Annotated in this window: 13 protein-coding genes; 5 read left to right on the top strand and 8 right to left on the bottom strand. The window is 72.8% G+C overall.

The genetic code is table 11. The features are described 5' to 3' along the window. Positions 1-64 precede the first annotated feature (64 nt). Positions 65-964 carry a LysR family transcriptional regulator gene (locus ACIRSS_RS49215; protein ID WP_400909179.1) on the bottom strand — a complete coding sequence of 300 codons (900 nt, stop codon included), beginning with the start codon at positions 962-964 and terminating at the stop codon, positions 65-67. 81 nt (positions 965-1045) lie between these two features. On the opposite strand from ACIRSS_RS49215, the gene ACIRSS_RS49210 reads away from it, so the two are divergent. From ACIRSS_RS49210 to ACIRSS_RS49200, 3 genes are read left to right on the top strand one after another with little or no spacing between them, the layout of a single operon-like run. After that, positions 1046-2341, top strand: coding sequence for a diaminopimelate decarboxylase (locus tag ACIRSS_RS49210; RefSeq protein WP_400909176.1), 1296 nt, complete (start codon positions 1046-1048; stop codon positions 2339-2341). Between the two features lie 40 nt (positions 2342-2381). After that, positions 2382-3875 (top strand): ArnT family glycosyltransferase, encoded by a 1494-nt coding sequence (locus ACIRSS_RS49205; protein ID WP_400909173.1) that lies wholly within the window; start codon positions 2382-2384, stop codon positions 3873-3875. Between the two features lie 33 nt (positions 3876-3908). Beyond that, complete coding sequence (locus ACIRSS_RS49200) at positions 3909-5093, top strand: 4-hydroxybenzoate 3-monooxygenase (RefSeq protein WP_400909171.1); 1185 nt, start codon at positions 3909-3911, stop codon at positions 5091-5093. Here ACIRSS_RS49200 and ACIRSS_RS49195 read toward each other — a convergent pair. Then, entirely contained in the window at positions 5090-7441 is a 2352-nt protein-coding gene (locus tag ACIRSS_RS49195) for an alpha-L-fucosidase (protein WP_400909168.1), read from the bottom strand. The two genes, ACIRSS_RS49200 and ACIRSS_RS49195, sit on opposite strands and share 4 nt — an antisense overlap. A gap of 229 nt (positions 7442-7670) precedes the next feature. Between ACIRSS_RS49195 and ACIRSS_RS49190 the strand changes: the two genes are divergently transcribed. Both ACIRSS_RS49190 and ACIRSS_RS49185 read left to right on the top strand, forming a co-directional pair. Then, positions 7671-7937 carry a hypothetical protein gene (locus tag ACIRSS_RS49190; RefSeq protein ID WP_400909166.1) on the top strand — a complete coding sequence of 89 codons (267 nt, stop codon included), beginning with the start codon at positions 7671-7673 and terminating at the stop codon, positions 7935-7937. Between the two features lie 597 nt (positions 7938-8534). Continuing rightward, positions 8535-9755 (top strand): SGNH/GDSL hydrolase family protein, encoded by a 1221-nt coding sequence (locus ACIRSS_RS49185; RefSeq protein WP_400909165.1) that lies wholly within the window; start codon positions 8535-8537, stop codon positions 9753-9755. On the opposite strand, the gene ACIRSS_RS49180 is transcribed toward ACIRSS_RS49185, so the two are convergent. From ACIRSS_RS49180 to ACIRSS_RS49155, 6 genes are read right to left on the bottom strand one after another with little or no spacing between them, the layout of a single operon-like run. After that, the gene (locus ACIRSS_RS49180) at positions 9741-11015 is read right to left on the bottom strand and encodes an MFS transporter (protein WP_400909163.1); all 1275 of its coding nucleotides are present in this window, start codon (positions 11013-11015) and stop codon (positions 9741-9743) included. The two genes, ACIRSS_RS49185 and ACIRSS_RS49180, sit on opposite strands and share 15 nt — an antisense overlap. After that, on the bottom strand, positions 11012-11548 hold the full coding sequence (locus ACIRSS_RS49175; RefSeq protein WP_400909161.1) for a GNAT family N-acetyltransferase: 537 nt from the start codon (positions 11546-11548) through the stop codon (positions 11012-11014). Before ACIRSS_RS49175 ends, ACIRSS_RS49180 begins: the two co-directional genes overlap by 4 nt. A 55-nt stretch (positions 11549-11603) precedes the next feature. After that, entirely contained in the window at positions 11604-12158 is a 555-nt protein-coding gene (locus tag ACIRSS_RS49170; protein ID WP_400909158.1) for a YbaB/EbfC family nucleoid-associated protein, read from the bottom strand. Then, positions 12155-12496 carry a type VII secretion target gene (locus ACIRSS_RS49165; protein WP_400909156.1) on the bottom strand — a complete coding sequence of 114 codons (342 nt, stop codon included), beginning with the start codon at positions 12494-12496 and terminating at the stop codon, positions 12155-12157. Before ACIRSS_RS49165 ends, ACIRSS_RS49170 begins: the two co-directional genes overlap by 4 nt. 4 nt (positions 12497-12500) lie before the next feature. Beyond that, on the bottom strand, positions 12501-14504 hold the full coding sequence (locus ACIRSS_RS49160; protein WP_400909153.1) for a hypothetical protein: 2004 nt from the start codon (positions 14502-14504) through the stop codon (positions 12501-12503). Positions 14505-14512: 8 nt separating this feature from the next. Further along, positions 14513-14980, bottom strand: coding sequence for a hypothetical protein (locus ACIRSS_RS49155; protein ID WP_400909151.1), 468 nt, complete (start codon positions 14978-14980; stop codon positions 14513-14515). Position 14981 lies beyond the last annotated feature (1 nt).

Genomic DNA, 14981 nt, shown 5'->3' with positions numbered 1-14981 from the left:
GTGGCGGGGGGGGTGGGGGTCCGGGCGGCCCTCGCGCTCCCTGGGGTTTTGTTGTATAATCCTTTTAAAAACATTCAGAACCCCCCCCCCCCCCGCGGGCCAGGTCCACGAAGCTCCGCACGACCGGCGCCGGCGTGCCCGCGCGCCAGGCCAGCCCCAGGTCGATCACCGGCACCGGGTCCGTCAACCGGCGCAAGACCACTCCGCGCCGCTTCAGCGCCCGGGCTCGGTGTTCCGGAACCGCCGCGATGCCCGCCCCCTCGGCGACCGCGCGCATCAGCTGCTCGTCCTCCGGCTCCTCGCGCACGATCGGCGGCACACCGCCCGGCCACACCTGCGCGCTGATCGCGTCGTACTGCCCCGGCCCGTTCGAGCGCGGCCAGAACACCACGGGCTCGGCGGCGATCCAATCCCGGCGCAGTCGCCCACGCCGGCGGGCCAGCGCGTGCCCCGACGGCACGGCGATCAGCACCTCCTCCGACCCGACCACCGCCACCTCGATGCCCGGCGCGACCACCGGCGGCCGCACGAACCCCACGTCGATCTCGCCCGCGGCCAGCCGCGCCAGGTTCAGGCTCGTCCAGCCCGTCTCCAGCGCCAGCTCCACCTCCGGGAAAGCCGCCCGGTACGCCGCCACCAGGTCGCCGGCCAGCGGGCCCGGCGCCGAACGCGTGTACGCGATCCGGAGCTGTCCCGCGTCACCCCGGCCGGCCGCCACGATCACGCCGCGCGCCCGGTCCAAGCGCGAAAGCAGCTCCCGCGCTTCCGCCGCCGCCACCCGGCCCGCCTCCGTCAGCGCGAACCGCGGCCCCGAGCGGTCCAGCAGCGCCACCCCCAGCTCCGCCTCGAACGCCCGGATCTGCTGGCTCAGCGACGGCTGCGACACGAACAGCCGCGCCGCCGCCCGCGTGAAGTGCATCTCCTCGGCGAGCACGGCGAAGTAGTGCCATCGGCGCAGGTCCACCCAGCCACTATAGGCCCGGCCTATAGATCAAGAGGGACGAAGTCTTGGACCCCTCGCGCGGACCGGCCCGAAACTGGGGACGTGAACCGCACCGATCGGAAGCTCCACGCCCTCGCCGCCGCGGCGGACCAGGACCTCCTCGACCCGCTGGCCGGGTTCGTCGACCTCGCCGGGCTCCGCGAAGCCGTCGAAGACCTGACCAAGGCGTTCGCGCCGCTCGGCCGCGTCCAGCACACGGTCGCCGCGAAGGCATGCGGCCTGGCTCCCGTCCTGCGCTACCTCGCCGACCTCGGGATCGACGCCGAGGTCGCGAGCCCCGGCGAGACGGCGGTCGCCGAAGCCGCCGGCCTGCGCGGCGTCCGCCTCGTCCTCGACTCCCCCGCCAAGACGACCGCCGAACTCGCGCACGCCTTGGCCGAAGGCACAGCGATCAACGCCGACAACTTCCAGGAGCTGGCCCGGCTCGACGACCTGGTGGACCACCCGCGCTCGGTGCTCGGCCTCCGGATCAACCCCCAGGTCGGCGCCGGCCGGATCGGTGACACCAGCACGGCGACCTCGACGTCGAAGTTCGGCATTCCCCTGCGGGACAACCGGACCGCCGTCCTCGACGCCTTCGCGCGGAGGCCGTGGCTGACCCGGCTGCACGTCCACGTCGGCTCGCAGGGCTGCCCGCCGGAGCTGATGGCCGACGGCGTCGCCGCGATCCACGCGCTCGCCGAGGAGATCAACGACCGCGTCGGCTACCGCCAGGTCACCAGCCTCGACCTCGGCGGTGGCCTCCCGGTGAACTTCGCCTCCGAGGACCCGGGCCCGACGTACGCCGACTACGTCACGACGCTCCTGGCGAAGGTCCCCGCGCTCGCCGACGGGCACTACACCTTCGTCACCGAGTTCGGCCGGTCCCTGCTGGCGAAGAACGGCTTCCTCGTCAGCACCGTCGAGTACACGAAGGTCTCGGGTGGCCGGCCCATCGCCGTGACGCACGCGGGCGCGCAGGTCGCCGCCCGCACGGTCCTCCAGCCGGAGCACTGGCCGCTGCGGCTCACCGCGCTCGACGCCCACGGCCGCCCGAAGACCGGGCCCGAAGTGCCGCAGGACATCGCCGGGCCGTTGTGCTTCGCGGGCGACCTCCTGGCGAAGGAGCGGCCGCTGCCGCTGCTCGAACCCGGCGACCTCGTCGTCGCCCACGACACCGGCGCCTACTACTTCGGCGCGCACTACGCCTACAACACGCTGCCGCGCCCGGCCGTGCACGGCTTCACCGTGAGCGAGCGCGGCGACGTCCGCTTCACGCCGATCCGCCGCGCGCAGTCCCTCGCCGAGCTGGTCGCGGACGCGGGCGCCGAACACGTCGGAGCGCTCCCCGAAGCGTGATCGCCGGCGTAGCATCCGGGCACGCCGAGGGGAGACTGCCATGGGGGCCAGTCCGGAACTGCCGCGGTTCGCCGCGGTGCCGGTGGGGATCGTCGTCGCCGTCCAAGCGGTTGTCCTGACCGCGCTGTCCGGGCGCTACGGTTTCCACCGCGACGAGCTGTACTTCGTCGCGGCGGGCCACCGGCCGGACTGGGGTTACGTCGACAACCCGCCGATCACGCCGTGGCTCGCGCGCGCGTCGACGGCGGTGTTCGGCGAAACGCCGTCCGGCCTGCGCGTGGTCGCGACCCTGCTCGGCATGGCGACCGTCGTGGTCGTGGCGCTGATCGCGCGCGAGTTCGGCGGCGGCCGCGGCGCGCAGCTCTTCACAGCGATCGCGACGGCGCTCTCGGCGTACGTCCTGGTGGTGTCGCACATGCTGGCCACCAACTCCGCGGACGTCCTGCTCTGGTCGCTGATCGCGTTGTTCGGTTTGAAGCTCTTGCGCACCGGCGACGGCCGGTGGTGGCTCGCCGTCGGCGCCGCCGCCGGGGTCGGCCTGGCGAACAAGTGGCTCGTCCTGCTCCTGCTGTCCGGGCTCGGCATCGGCGTGGCCGTCGCCGGGCCGCGCCGGGTGCTGCGGACGTGGTGGCTCGCCGCCGGCGTCGGGATCGCCGTCGTGCTGGCCGCGCCGGTGGTGGTCTGGCAGGCGTCGCACGGCTGGCCGATGCTCACCGTCGCCGGCGGAATCAGCGAGGACGACGGCGCCGAGAACCGGATCCTGTTCGTGCCGATGCAGCTGGTCCTGCTGTCGCCGATCCTGGTGCCGGTCTGGGTGGCCGGGCTCCTGCGGCCGTGGCGCGATCCGGGACTGAGCTGGGCGCGGGCCCTCGCGATCGCGTACCCGGTGGTCTGCGTCGAACTCCTGGCCCTGGGCGGGAAGCCGTACTACGCCATCCCGCTCTTGCTGCCGCTCGTGGCGCTCGGTGCGGACCCGGCGCTGCGGTGGCTGGGCCGGGGTGGCACGGTCCGGCGGGCGCTGACCGGTGTGGCGGCCGCGGTGTGCGTGGTCGTGTCCGTCCTCACCGGACTCCCGGTGGTGCCGGCACCGGCGTTGAACGGCCCGCTGCTGGCGGTCAACAAGGAACCCGGCGAGCAGGTCGGCTGGCCGGAGTTCGCCGGCACCGTCGCCGGCGCCTGGGAGCGGATCCCGGCCACCGAGCGGGACACCGCGGTGATCGTCGCGGGGAACTACGGGGAGGCGGGCGCGCTCGAGCACTACGGGCCCGCGCTGGGACTGCCCCAGCCGTACTCGCCGCACATGTCCTACGCGGACTGGGGTCCGCCGCCGGACCGGCTGGTCGGCCCGGTCCTGCTCGTCGGCGGCCTCAAACGCGGTTCACCCGCGTCCCGGCTGATCACCGGCTGCCGCGTGGTCGCCAAGCACCACACCGCCGGCGGCGTGGACAACGACGAGAACGGCACCCCGGTCTCGTTGTGCACGCTGACCGAGCCGTGGTCGACGGCGTGGCCGGTGCTGCGCCAGTTCTACTGAACGGTTCGTCCGGTTCGCGCTACCCTCGGGCGCATGGTAGCGACGCGCACGGCGGTGGCCGTGGTGGGGGCGGGTCCGGCCGGGCTCACGGTGGCGAACCTCCTGCGGCGCGCGGGGATTCCCTGCGTGCTGCTGGAAAGCGAGAGCCGGGCGTTCATCGAGCAGCGGCCGCGGGCCGGGTTCATCGAGGAGTGGGCCGTCCGCGGGCTCGAACAGCGCGGTCTCGGCGAGCAGCTCGTGGCGAAGGCGCCGCGGCACGAGGCGTTCGAGTTCCGCTTCGCCGGGCGGCGGCACGCGTTCCGCTACGGCGACGTCACTGGGCAGCGGCATTTCGTTTACCCGCAACAGCTTCTGGTGACCGACCTGGTCGCGCAGTACACCGGCGCGGGCGGCGAGGCCGTCTTCGAGGTCTCCGACGTCCGGCTGCACGACCTGACGTCGGACTCCCCCGCCGTCACGTTCCGGACCACGGACGGGGAACACCGGATCGACTGCGACTTCGTCGCCGGCTGCGACGGCGCCCGCGGCGTCACGCAGGGGTACCTGCCGGCGGAAACCACCGTGAAGTCCCACCACGACTACGGAATCGGCTGGCTGGCTCTGCTCGCGGAAGCACCGCCGTCCGCCGACGGCGTCCTGTTCGGCATCCACCCGCGCGGGTTCGGCGCGCACATGGCCCGCACGCCGGCGGTGACCCGGTTCTACCTGCAGACGGCGGCGGGCGAGACCGAGGCGGACTGGCCCGACGAGCGCGTCTGGACGGAGCTGAAGGCCCGGCTGGCGGTGCCGGACGGCCCGATCGTCGAGGGGAAGCTGATCGAGAAGCGGATCCTCGACATGCACAACTACGTCGTGGAGCCGATGTCCCACGGCCGGCTGCACCTGGCGGGCGAGTCGGCGCACCTGGTCGCGCCGATCGCGGCGAAGGGCATGAACCTCGCCCTGCACGACGCCTTCCTGCTGGCCGAGGCCTACCAGGCGCACTACGCGGGCGACCCGGCGAAGCTGGCCGGGTACTCCGACGCGTGCCTGCCGCTGGTGTGGCAGTACCAGGAGTTCTCCCAGTGGCTGTCGGACATCTTCCACCACACCGCGGCCACGGGCGAAAACCCGTTCGCGGCGCGCATCGCGGAGGCCCGGATGCGCCGCCTGCTGCGTTCGCCCGCGGCCGCGGCGGCGTTCGCGGAGCTGTACATCGGCAAGAACGCCGACCTCTAGCTCCAGGCGATCTTGAACACCCACGTGTAGCGGCCCGCCTGCCGGGCCGCGGCCGGGACGTCGATCACCAGCGAGCCGTTTTCGACGGTCCAGTGCAGGTTCCCGCGGTAGCCGAGGAGCGTCACGCGGTCCCCGGCCCGGATCGGCACCGGCGCGTCGACCACCAGCCTGCTGCCCGGCGCCGCCAGCGAGTGCACGTAGAAGGCCTCGTTCTGCTTGACCGTGAACCGCAGGTCGCCGAGCTGGGCCATCCGCGACCAGTAGGTCGTGCCGTAAATGGCTTCGCCGTTGACCTTCAGCCATGCGCCCGCGTCACGCAGGTGCTTCTGCATGACGTCCGGGATCGTGCCGTCGAAGTCCGGGCCGATGTCGAGCAGGAAGTTGCCGTTCTTCGACACGATGTCGACGAGCGTCCGGACGACCTCCTCCGCCGTCATGTACCGGTCGTCGGGGGTCGCGCGGTTGTAGCCGTAGGAGAACGGGTCGAGGCCGCGGCTCGCCTCCCACTTCGCCACCACGGTGTTCGGGTACGTCGTGTACTCCGGCGTGGTGAAGTCGTGGTCGGGGATGCCGCCGCGGTCGTTGTAGGTGACGTCCTTGGGGCGCTTGCGGTTCTTGGCGTGGTTGAAGTACTCGGTGATCGTGTTCCGCGTGTCGTTGACGCCGCCGATGTCGAACCACAGGACGTCCGGGTCGAACTCCGAGATCAGCTCCAGCACCTGCGGGGCCTGGTAGTCGCGGACGAAGTCCTTGCCCGCGGTGTACCCGGTGTAGGGCAGCGGCGCGCCGGTGTACGGGTTGCGCGGCGCGTGCCCCATCCACGGGTTGTCCGGGTTGAACCACTCCGGCAGCGAGAAGTAGAGACCGTTGCGCAGCTGGGGCGTGTACTCGCGGGACGCCGTGAACAGCTCGTCGATGATGTTCCGCTTCGGACCGAGCTTGACGGAGTTGCGGTCGCTGACCTTGGTGTCCCACAACGCGAAGCCGTCGTGGTGCTTGGAGGTCAGGACGTAGTACTCGGCACCGGCGTCCGCGATGAGCTTCAGCCACGTGCGCGGGTCGAACTTCGCCGCGGTGAACCGCGGGATGAAGTCGTCGTAGGCGAAGTTCTCGCCGTACTTCTCGCGGTGGTAGGCGTAGGTCGCGCCGTTGGGGTCCTGCTGGTTCTGCCAGTACCACTCCGCGTACTGCTGGCCGACCGGTGCCCACGCGGGCACGGCGTAGACGCCCCAGTGGATGAAGATGCCGAACTTGCTGTCGTTGAACCAGTAAGGCGCTCGGTGCGTCGAGAGCGACGCGTCCGTCGGCCGGAAGTCCGGGACACCGAGGGTGATCGGCACCTGCTGGGTGGCGAGGGTCCCGCGGCCGGCCGTGACGCGGACCTGGCCGGTCGCGGTGGTTCCCGGCGGCACGGACGCGTTCGGCGCGATCCCGAGCCGGACGGTCGCCTGCTCCCCCGGCGCCAGCGCGCGGATGGCCGCGGGCACGGTCGTCCGGCCGCCGGGGACGTCCACGGTGACGGCGACCCTGTCCCCGGCCCCGAGCCACACGGTGCCGGCGTTGACGATCGTCGCCTCGGCGGCCTGCGGACCGCCGTCGGACAGCAGGTTCACCGTCGAGCGGCTGTCGAGGACCAGCGCCGAGCGGCCCACGGCCACCGGCTGCAGGGTGAGCGCGAAGACGTGCAGGCTGGACACGTTCGGCGCCGGGTTCGCGGTGGTCGGCAAGGTCAGGGCGACGGCGTCACGGGCCGGGTCGACCCAGACCTGGCCGGTGGCCAGGGAAACCGGGTTGTTGTCGACGACTCCGCCGGGTGCGTAGCGGAAGGGCGAGACCAGCGCGCCGGAGCCGGTGTACCAGTCGGGACCGGAGAGGGAACCGGTGCTCGTGCTGCCGTCGGCGTAGTGCACGGTGGCCGTGCCGCCGGTGGTGCCGTAGCTGGCCGCGACCAGGAAGTAGGCGACGAAGTACCGCCCCTTCGGCAGGTCGATCTTCTGGCCGGTGGCGGCGATGTTGTTCTTCGCGCCGGCGGCCGCGGAGCCGAGCGTGAACGGGATCCCGCCGACGGTGGCGGTCTGCCCGGCGGGCAGGTGCTCGGCCGGGAAGGTGTAGCCGGAGCCGTCGAAGTCGCCGCCGGCGGCCGAGGCGCTGTCGATGCCGTCGTTGGTGAACCAGGCGTCGAGCGCGACGGGGACGGGCGGCGGGGGCGGGACGATCGGGGTGCCGGGGCTGTCCGGAGCGGCGTCCACGGGCACGGCGGCACCGGCCGGGGTGAAGCCGGCCGCGCCGAGGGCGACGGCGCCACCGAGCGCGATGCCGAGGGCTTGCCGGCGGGGGAAGGTCGTCACTGAACCTCCAGGGATCGGATGACTACGGCGGAAGGACGGCAGCGTTCGACCTTTGGTGGCCGATCTGCCGTTGGCGGAGCTGATTCATCCGATGACTGACCCTGCTCGCTGGCCCTGCCGGTGTCAAGAGGCGATCGAAGTGAACCTCGCTCACGTCCGGCGCGTAGTCATCGGTGAGAGCTGCAGCGCTCGCCGCCAGAACCCAGCCGCGCACCGAAAGGCCAGGCCGATGTCCCCCTACCCGAACGCGCTGAGCCGCCGCGCGATCGCCATGCTCAAGGCGGTCGGCGACGGGCGCGCCGAGCTCCGCTGCAGCTGTGAACCCGACCTCCGCGTGGACGGGCTGCCGTGCTGCGACCAGAGCACCGCCCACGACCTGGCCCGCGCCGGGCTGATCCGCGCGGTGGGCAAGCCGACGCCGGGCCAGTGGGCACCGGCCGAACTGACCGACGCCGGACACCGCGCGTTGGGCGGCGGTTTTCCCGCTGCCGCTTGAGGTTTCACCCGGATGGCCCGGCTTCCGAGCCGGGCCATCGGCATGCCTGGGGTTGGATTTCGCGGCCGGCTGTTTCGCACCGGGGCCCAGCCGGTGGCACTCCGCGCGGCGCCGACGATTCCGGCTGCCGCTGGGCACGCCGCGGTGCAAGCCTGGCACTCAACAACCGGCCACCGCCCACACCAAACCTCGAGCCCGGCACCCCGCAGGCCCGGCAACCGGCATCCCGGCGCCCACCCGCACCCCCGCGCCGACCACTCCCCACCCCCACCGACCTGCGCGCACCGCGATTCGCGGCCAAATCACCCCTCCCGCTGAACCGCCGCGCACCAGCGGCCGTGCTCTGGGTGAGGGCGTCTCGCACACGCCCTCCGGAGTCGCCATGACGCAACGATCCGGGCCAGCCTCCGCCCGATCGGGACCGGGCACTCCGGCGAGCGGCCGTCGCGGCAACGGCCACCTCGCGCGGGCCCGTCCGGCATCCCCAGAATCCCGGACGGGCCCGCCCCCGGCTTCCCGACACTGTCCGGGATCTTGTCCGGTTCGCTCACCTGATCAGCGGTCCCTGGCCCGGAGCAGCCGCGCCACTGTGAGTGGATGCGACGCTTCCTGGCCGTGAGCGCGGCCGTCCTGGCGGGGTTCGGCATCCTCACGACTTCCGGCGACGCCAATCCGGAAAGCGCTATCCCGGCCACCGCGGAACACGCCGTGAACGGCTGGGTCGGCACCTGGGCCGCCGCGCCCGCGGCCGCCGTGGCCAACACGCCGGACGGCTACCCCGGCTTCTCGATCCGCAACGTCGTGCACAGCAGCGCCGGCGGCGGCCGCGCGCGCGTCCACCTCTCCAACGCCTTCGGCGCCGCTCCCCTGACCTTCGGGCACGTCACCATCGCCGTGCAGGCCACCGGCCCCGATGCCGTGCCCGGCACGCTCCGGTCGCTGACCTTCGGCGGCGCGCCCAGCGTCGTCGTCCCCGCCGGCGCCGAAGCCTTGAGCGACCCCGTGGACGCCCGGATCCCGGCCGACGCCAACCTGCTCGTCACGACGTACGTGCCCACGAAGTCCGGCCCGGTCACCTACCACCCGGCCGCGTCGCAGACGTCGTACTTCACCCGCGCGGGCGACTTCGCCGGCAGCGAGGCGGGCGCGCCCTACACCGAGCAGACGTCCGTCTGGCACTACGTTTCCGGCGTCGACGTCCAAGGCGGCGCCGACGCCTCGATCGTGACGCTCGGCGATTCGATCACCGACGGCGTCGGCTCGGTCGCCGGCGCCAACCACCGCTGGCCCGACTACCTCGCCGACCGGCTGCACGGCCGCTTCGGCGTCCTCAACGCCGGGATCAGCGCCAACCGCCTGCTGCTCGACGTCCCCGGCTCCGGCGCCGGCCAGAACGCGTTGTCCCGCTTCGACCGCGACGTGCTCAGCGTCGGCGGCGTCCGGACGCTCATCGTGCTGGAAGGCATCAACGACATCCAGCAGGACCCGCACCAGACCGACCCCGGCGCGATCACCTCGGCCTACCGCCAGCTGGTGACGCAGGCACACGCACGCGGCATCCGGGTCCTCGGCGGCACGCTCACGCCGTTCAAGGGTTGGCGCGTCTACGACGAAACCCTCGAAGCGACCCGCACCGCGGTGAACACGTTCATCCGCACCGGCGGGGTCTTCGACGGCGTCGTCGACTTCGACGCCGCGGTCCGCGACCCTGCCGACCCGCTGCGGATGCTCCCCGCCTACGACTCCGGCGACCACCTCCACCCCGGCGACGCGGGCTACGAGCGGATGGCGGCCGCGGTCCGGCTAGACCGGCTCTGAGCGCGGGATGAACAGCACCGCCACCAGGCTCAGCAGCGCCACCGCCACCAGGTAGAGCGACACCGAAAGCGAAGTCCCGGTGGACGTCTGCAGCGCCGTCGCGATCAGCGGCGCGAACCCGCCGCCCAGCACCGCGCCCACGGCGTAGGAGAACGACGCGCCGCTGTAGCGGTACCGCGGTTCGAACAGCTCCGCGAACAACGCGGACTGCGGCCCGTAGGTCGCGCCCAGCCCGATGTTCAGCACCACGACCGCGACGATCAGCCAGCCGGTCGCTTTCGTGTCCACCAGCAGGAAGAACGGGATCGGCCAGACGACCAGCAGCACCGATCCCGCCAGGTACACCGGTTTCCGGCCGACGCGGTCCGACCACGCCGCCGTGACGAGGATGCTCACCAGCCACGTCACGCTGCCGACGATGACCACGATCAGCAACGTCGTCCGGTTGATCTTCAGCACCGAAGTGCCGTAGGAAAGCAAGTACGCCAGGAAGATGTACCCGATCGCGGTGTTGGCGATGAAGCTGCCCGACGCCACCAGCAGCGCCCGCGGCCGTTCGCGCAGGACTTCGACCATCGGCCGGCTGCTGCGCAGCTCCTCCTGCTCCAGCCGCGCGAACACCGGCGACTCCTCGATCCGCAGCCGGATCACCAGCCCGACGCCGACGAGCACGATGCTCGCCAGGAACGGCACCCGCCAGCCCCACGACGCGAACTGCGCGTCGGTCAGGGACCGGCCGAGGATGAAGAACAGCAGCTGCGCCAGGATCAGCCCGGCCGGGACGCCGATCTGCGAGAACGCGCCGTACTGCCCGCGCCGCCCTTCCGGCGCGTGCTCGACCGCCATCAGCGCCGCGCCGCCCCACTCGCCGCCCGCGCTCAACCCCTGCAGCAGCCGCAGGACGAGCAGCAGGATCGGCGCCCAGACACCGATCGCGGAGTAGGTCGGCAGCAGGCCGACGCCGACCGTCGCGAAGCCCATCAGGAGCAGCGACAGCACCAGCATCGCCTTGCGGCCCACGCGGTCCCCGAAGTGGCCCCACAGGATCCCGCCGACCGGGCGGGCCAGGAACCCGACGCCGAGCGTCGCGAACGCGGCGAGGGTGCCGGACGCGGGCGAGAGCGTCGTGAAGAACAGCTTGCCGAACACGAGCGCCGTCGCCGTGCTGTAGATGAAGTAGTCGTACCACTCGATGGTGGTCCCGATCGCGCTCGCCACGGCCACCCGCCGCAGCTGTCTTGCCGCGACCGGGGTGCTCACGAGCCGGCCAGCGCGGGGACGAGGTCTTCGGCCAGCAGGTCCATCAGCAGCCCGTCGTGCCAGCTGCCGTCCGGGCCGCGTTCGTACGCGCGCATCCGGCCGACCGGCTGGAAGCCCAGCGACTGGTACAGCTGGATCGCGGACTTGTTGTCCGCCGCGGGGTCGATCACCAGCCGGTGGTGCCCGCGCACGGTGAACAGGTGCTCGGCCAGCGTCCGGATCGCGTCCGTCCCGAGGCCGCGGCCCTGCCAGTCCGGGTGCACCGCGATGTCGATCCCGGCGTGCCGGTACTGCGGGTCGGCCTCCTCGAAGGCCAGTTCGATGCCCACGACGACGTCATCGTGCTCGATGGCGTAGGTCGTGGTGCCCTCGTCGGGGTCGAGCAGGTAGGACACTTGGTCGGCCACCGGCTCTTCGGCGTCCGCCCACCAGCGGGCGATGTCCGGGTGCGACAGGATCTCCTCGAACCGGGCGGCGTCCGCGGCTGCGGCAGGGCGCAGGCGGACGCGGCTTCCGGGGATCAGGCCGGTCATCGGCTCAGTGTCGACCCCGGAAGCCGTCCTTGTCGAGCCGTCGTTCAGCCGCTCGTCACCAGGGGTTGTTGTCCTGCTCGTCCGGATCGCCCGCGGTCCGGCGGCGCGGCGGCGTCGCCGGCCCCGAGGACGCCGGTGGCGTCGCGGCGCCACCGGACGGCGACGGCGGCGCGGGCGGCGGGTCGGTGGGCGGCTGCTCGTCGGGTTCGTCCGGGTCGGGGAACCGGCCGCGGAGGTTGTCCAGCAGCAACGTCCTGGTCTCGCGGTCCTCGTCGCCGAGCTGCTCGGACATCACCCCGGCCACCTTCTCGGCGATGCCGGACTGGGCCCGCCGCATGGTGGTCAGGATGGCCCGGGACAGCTCGTCCAGCGGGAACGACTTGATCTTGTTGCTGAACGTCAGGTCGGTGACCGTGCCGTCCGCGCCGACGGTGACGCTGACGGCGCCGTCGCTGCTGGTCGCGGTCAGCCGGAGCCGCTCGGTCTCCTCCTGCGCCGCCTGGTAGCGCTGCGCCTTCGCCGCGAACCCGGCCGCCCAGTCGTCCATCCGGCGGATCGCCTCGTCCGGGTCCTGGATCAGGTCGCCCAGGCCGTTGTTCGGGGAAGTCATGCCTGCCTCGCCTCCGCCGTGCGCGGCGACGCGGCGAGCTGCCGCTCGAACGGCTGCGCGTTGCCCTCTTCGCCGTCGCGGTAGGACTGCGCGGCCGTCTTGACGTTGTCCACGAGCCCGCGGACGCCTTCCGCCGACGCGCCGAGCGCTTCCTTCGCCTTCTCCCCCGTCGGCCGGATGATCGGCGGCAGGAACGCGCACAGCAGCCCGTAGGCGTGGTCCGACATCGCCGAGTCGGCCGCGGAGGACGCCGTGTCGAGCCGGTCGATCAGGCTCTCGACGTGGCTCGCGTGCGCGACCAGCTCGTCCGGTTCGACCTCGAAGCCCGCGGCGGTCATGCGTTCACTTCCAATCCTGGTTCTTCCAGTCGCCGATCACCGGCGGCGCCACCGCCTGCTCGCCCGCGAAGAAGTTCGGGTCGTCGCTTTCGAGGTAGTCGGCGGCCTTGTGTTCCTTGTCGTCTTCCTTCTTGCCGCCACGGCCGGCACCCATGCCGCCCATGCCCGGGCTGCCCGCCGCGCCGGCCTTTCCGCCCGCCATGCCCGCGTTGCGTGCCGCCGCCGCTTCGGCCTCCGCGGCCGCGCCGGACGCGGCGCCACCACCCAGGCTGCCCGCGCCCGTGCCGCGCACACCACCGCCGACGCCGCCGCCGGCACCCGCGCCACCGCCGCCGATCCCGCCGAGCGAGCCACCGCCGGAGCCGCCGCCGATGCCGCCGAGGCGGCTCGCGATGCTCTCGCCGTTGATCCCGCCGCCGCGGCCGATGGTCGGCATCTTGCCGAGGCCGCTGCCGCCGCCGGGAATCCCGCCGGGGCCGGTGCCGGTGGGCAGGCCGGTGATCGGGTCGATGCCGGGCGGGGTGAACCCGGGGATCGGGCTGCCGCCGCGGACGCCGCCGCCACCGCCCGAGACGTCCGGGATGTTCGGGATCGACGGCGGCGTGTAGCCGCCGCTGCCGCCGGTGCTCCCGCCGATCCCGGACGGGGTGAAGCCGGACGACGTCGTCGAGTCGTCGAAGCCCGGCACCGACGAGCCGGGGATGCCGGAACCGGTGAAGCTGCCGCCGGGGATTTCGGGGATGCCGGCTCCCGAGAAGCCGGGGCCACCCGCGCCGCCGCCACCGCTGGCGGCCGGGATGCCGGCCCCGGAGAAGCCCGAGCCGCCGGCGCCGCCGCCGGGGATACCGCTCCCACCGCCGGGGATACCGCTGCCGCCACCGGGGATGCCGCTGCCGGAGAAGCCCGACCCTTCGCCGCCGGAGCCACCGCCCGGGATGCCCGCGCCGCCGAAGGAGCCGCTGCCCCCGGCACCGCTGCCGCCGGGGCCGCCCGCGCCGTCGAGCCCGGCGGCGTTGAGGCCGGCCGGGGTCCGGCCCGCGGCCGTGGGGTCGAGCGCCGGGTCCATCGCCGTGCGCGCCATCAGCGGCTGGGCGCCACCCGCGCCCGCGCCGCCGGCCGCGGTGCCCTGCCGCTGCGCCGTCGCGGTGGCGGTCGGGAGCTTCGGCGGGGCCGGGAACCGCGGCGTCGCGACCGCGGCGCCGATGGTCTCGTCGTACTGCGTCATGATCTGCGCGGCGTGCTCCCGCGCGGCCTGCTGCGCGCGGTAGGTCTGCATCGCCTCGCCGGCCGCCGCGGCGTACTGCACCGGGTCGGTCATCGACATCAGCTTCTGGTTGGTGCTCTGCAGGTCGAACTGCACCGGCGGGTTCGCGACCATCTGCCGCTGGGTCTCGTTCAGCGCCTGGGAGTGGATCTCCTGCTGGCGCCCGGCGAGCGTCGCGCCCTGCGCGGTCGAGCCGAGCCACTTGCCGACGCCGGCGAGGTGCTCGCGGACGGCGTCACCGGCGTCGCCCTGCCAGTTGTTCGTGCTCGCGTTGATCGCGTCGGCCAGCGTCTTCTGGTGCGTGCCGAGGTCGTTGCCGACCGCCACCCACTCCTCCGACGTCTCCGCGACGGTCGCCGGGTTGGCGTCCTGCGTGATGGCGTCGTTCATCTGCTCGTGGCTGGCGTTGGCCCACAACGTCTTCGGGGCGCCGCCGTTCTCGCGCATGGCGAGACCCTCGTCGAGGCCGTGCTTGGCGTCGTCGAGGTGCTGCTGGTAGAGCTCCTGGATCTTCTTGTCGCGCAGCACCGGGTCGACGGCCGGGCCGAGCCAGCCGGCCCGGATCTCGTCGTCGATCTCCCTGGTGGCCATCTCGCGGATCTCGTCGCCCGAGGGCGAGTTGTCCGTTTTCAGCGGTCCGACGTAGTACTTCGACGACGAATCGGCCGTCACGTCGTAGAGCGGACTGCGCGGGTTGTAGTCCGGGGACGACGGGTCCGAGACGGACTCGGCGGTGGCTGCCACGGTCTCCCTCAGCTCTGGTCGGCGGTCGGGAGCGAGGTCAGCGTCGCGCGCGTGGTCTCTTCCCGGGACTTGTAGTTCTTCTTGGCCAGCTTGATGGCCTCGATGTAGGTGGGGAACTCCTGGCGGGCCGCCTGCAGCTGGGTGACGAGGCCGTGCTCGTCGGCGGCGGTGCTCACCATGTGCGCGGACACCCACTGGCCGGTCGCGGTCCGGCTCATCGCCGGCGCGTCGTGCAGCCGCTGCAGGTTCGCCCAGCGCTGCTCGAGCGACTCGAGCACGCCTTCCAGGGCCTCGATCAGCTGGTTGCCCGTGGTGTCGTCGATGGCGAAGCCGCCGGACTGCGCGAGCCGCTTCAGCTGGGCGCCGGCGAGCCCGACGCGGACCGCGGCCATCGTCTTCTGCGCGGGATCGGTCGCCGTCTGCATCTGCGCCGTCGCCTGGAGAGCCTGGGCAACCGCCTGGGTCTCTTCCGTCATC

Source organism: Amycolatopsis sp. NPDC101161, from assembly GCF_044768185.1.
Lineage (GTDB): Bacteria > Actinomycetota > Actinomycetes > Mycobacteriales > Pseudonocardiaceae > Amycolatopsis.
The sequence above is the reverse complement of the archived record's forward strand: the minus strand, read 5'-3'. Positions and strand labels throughout refer to the sequence as shown.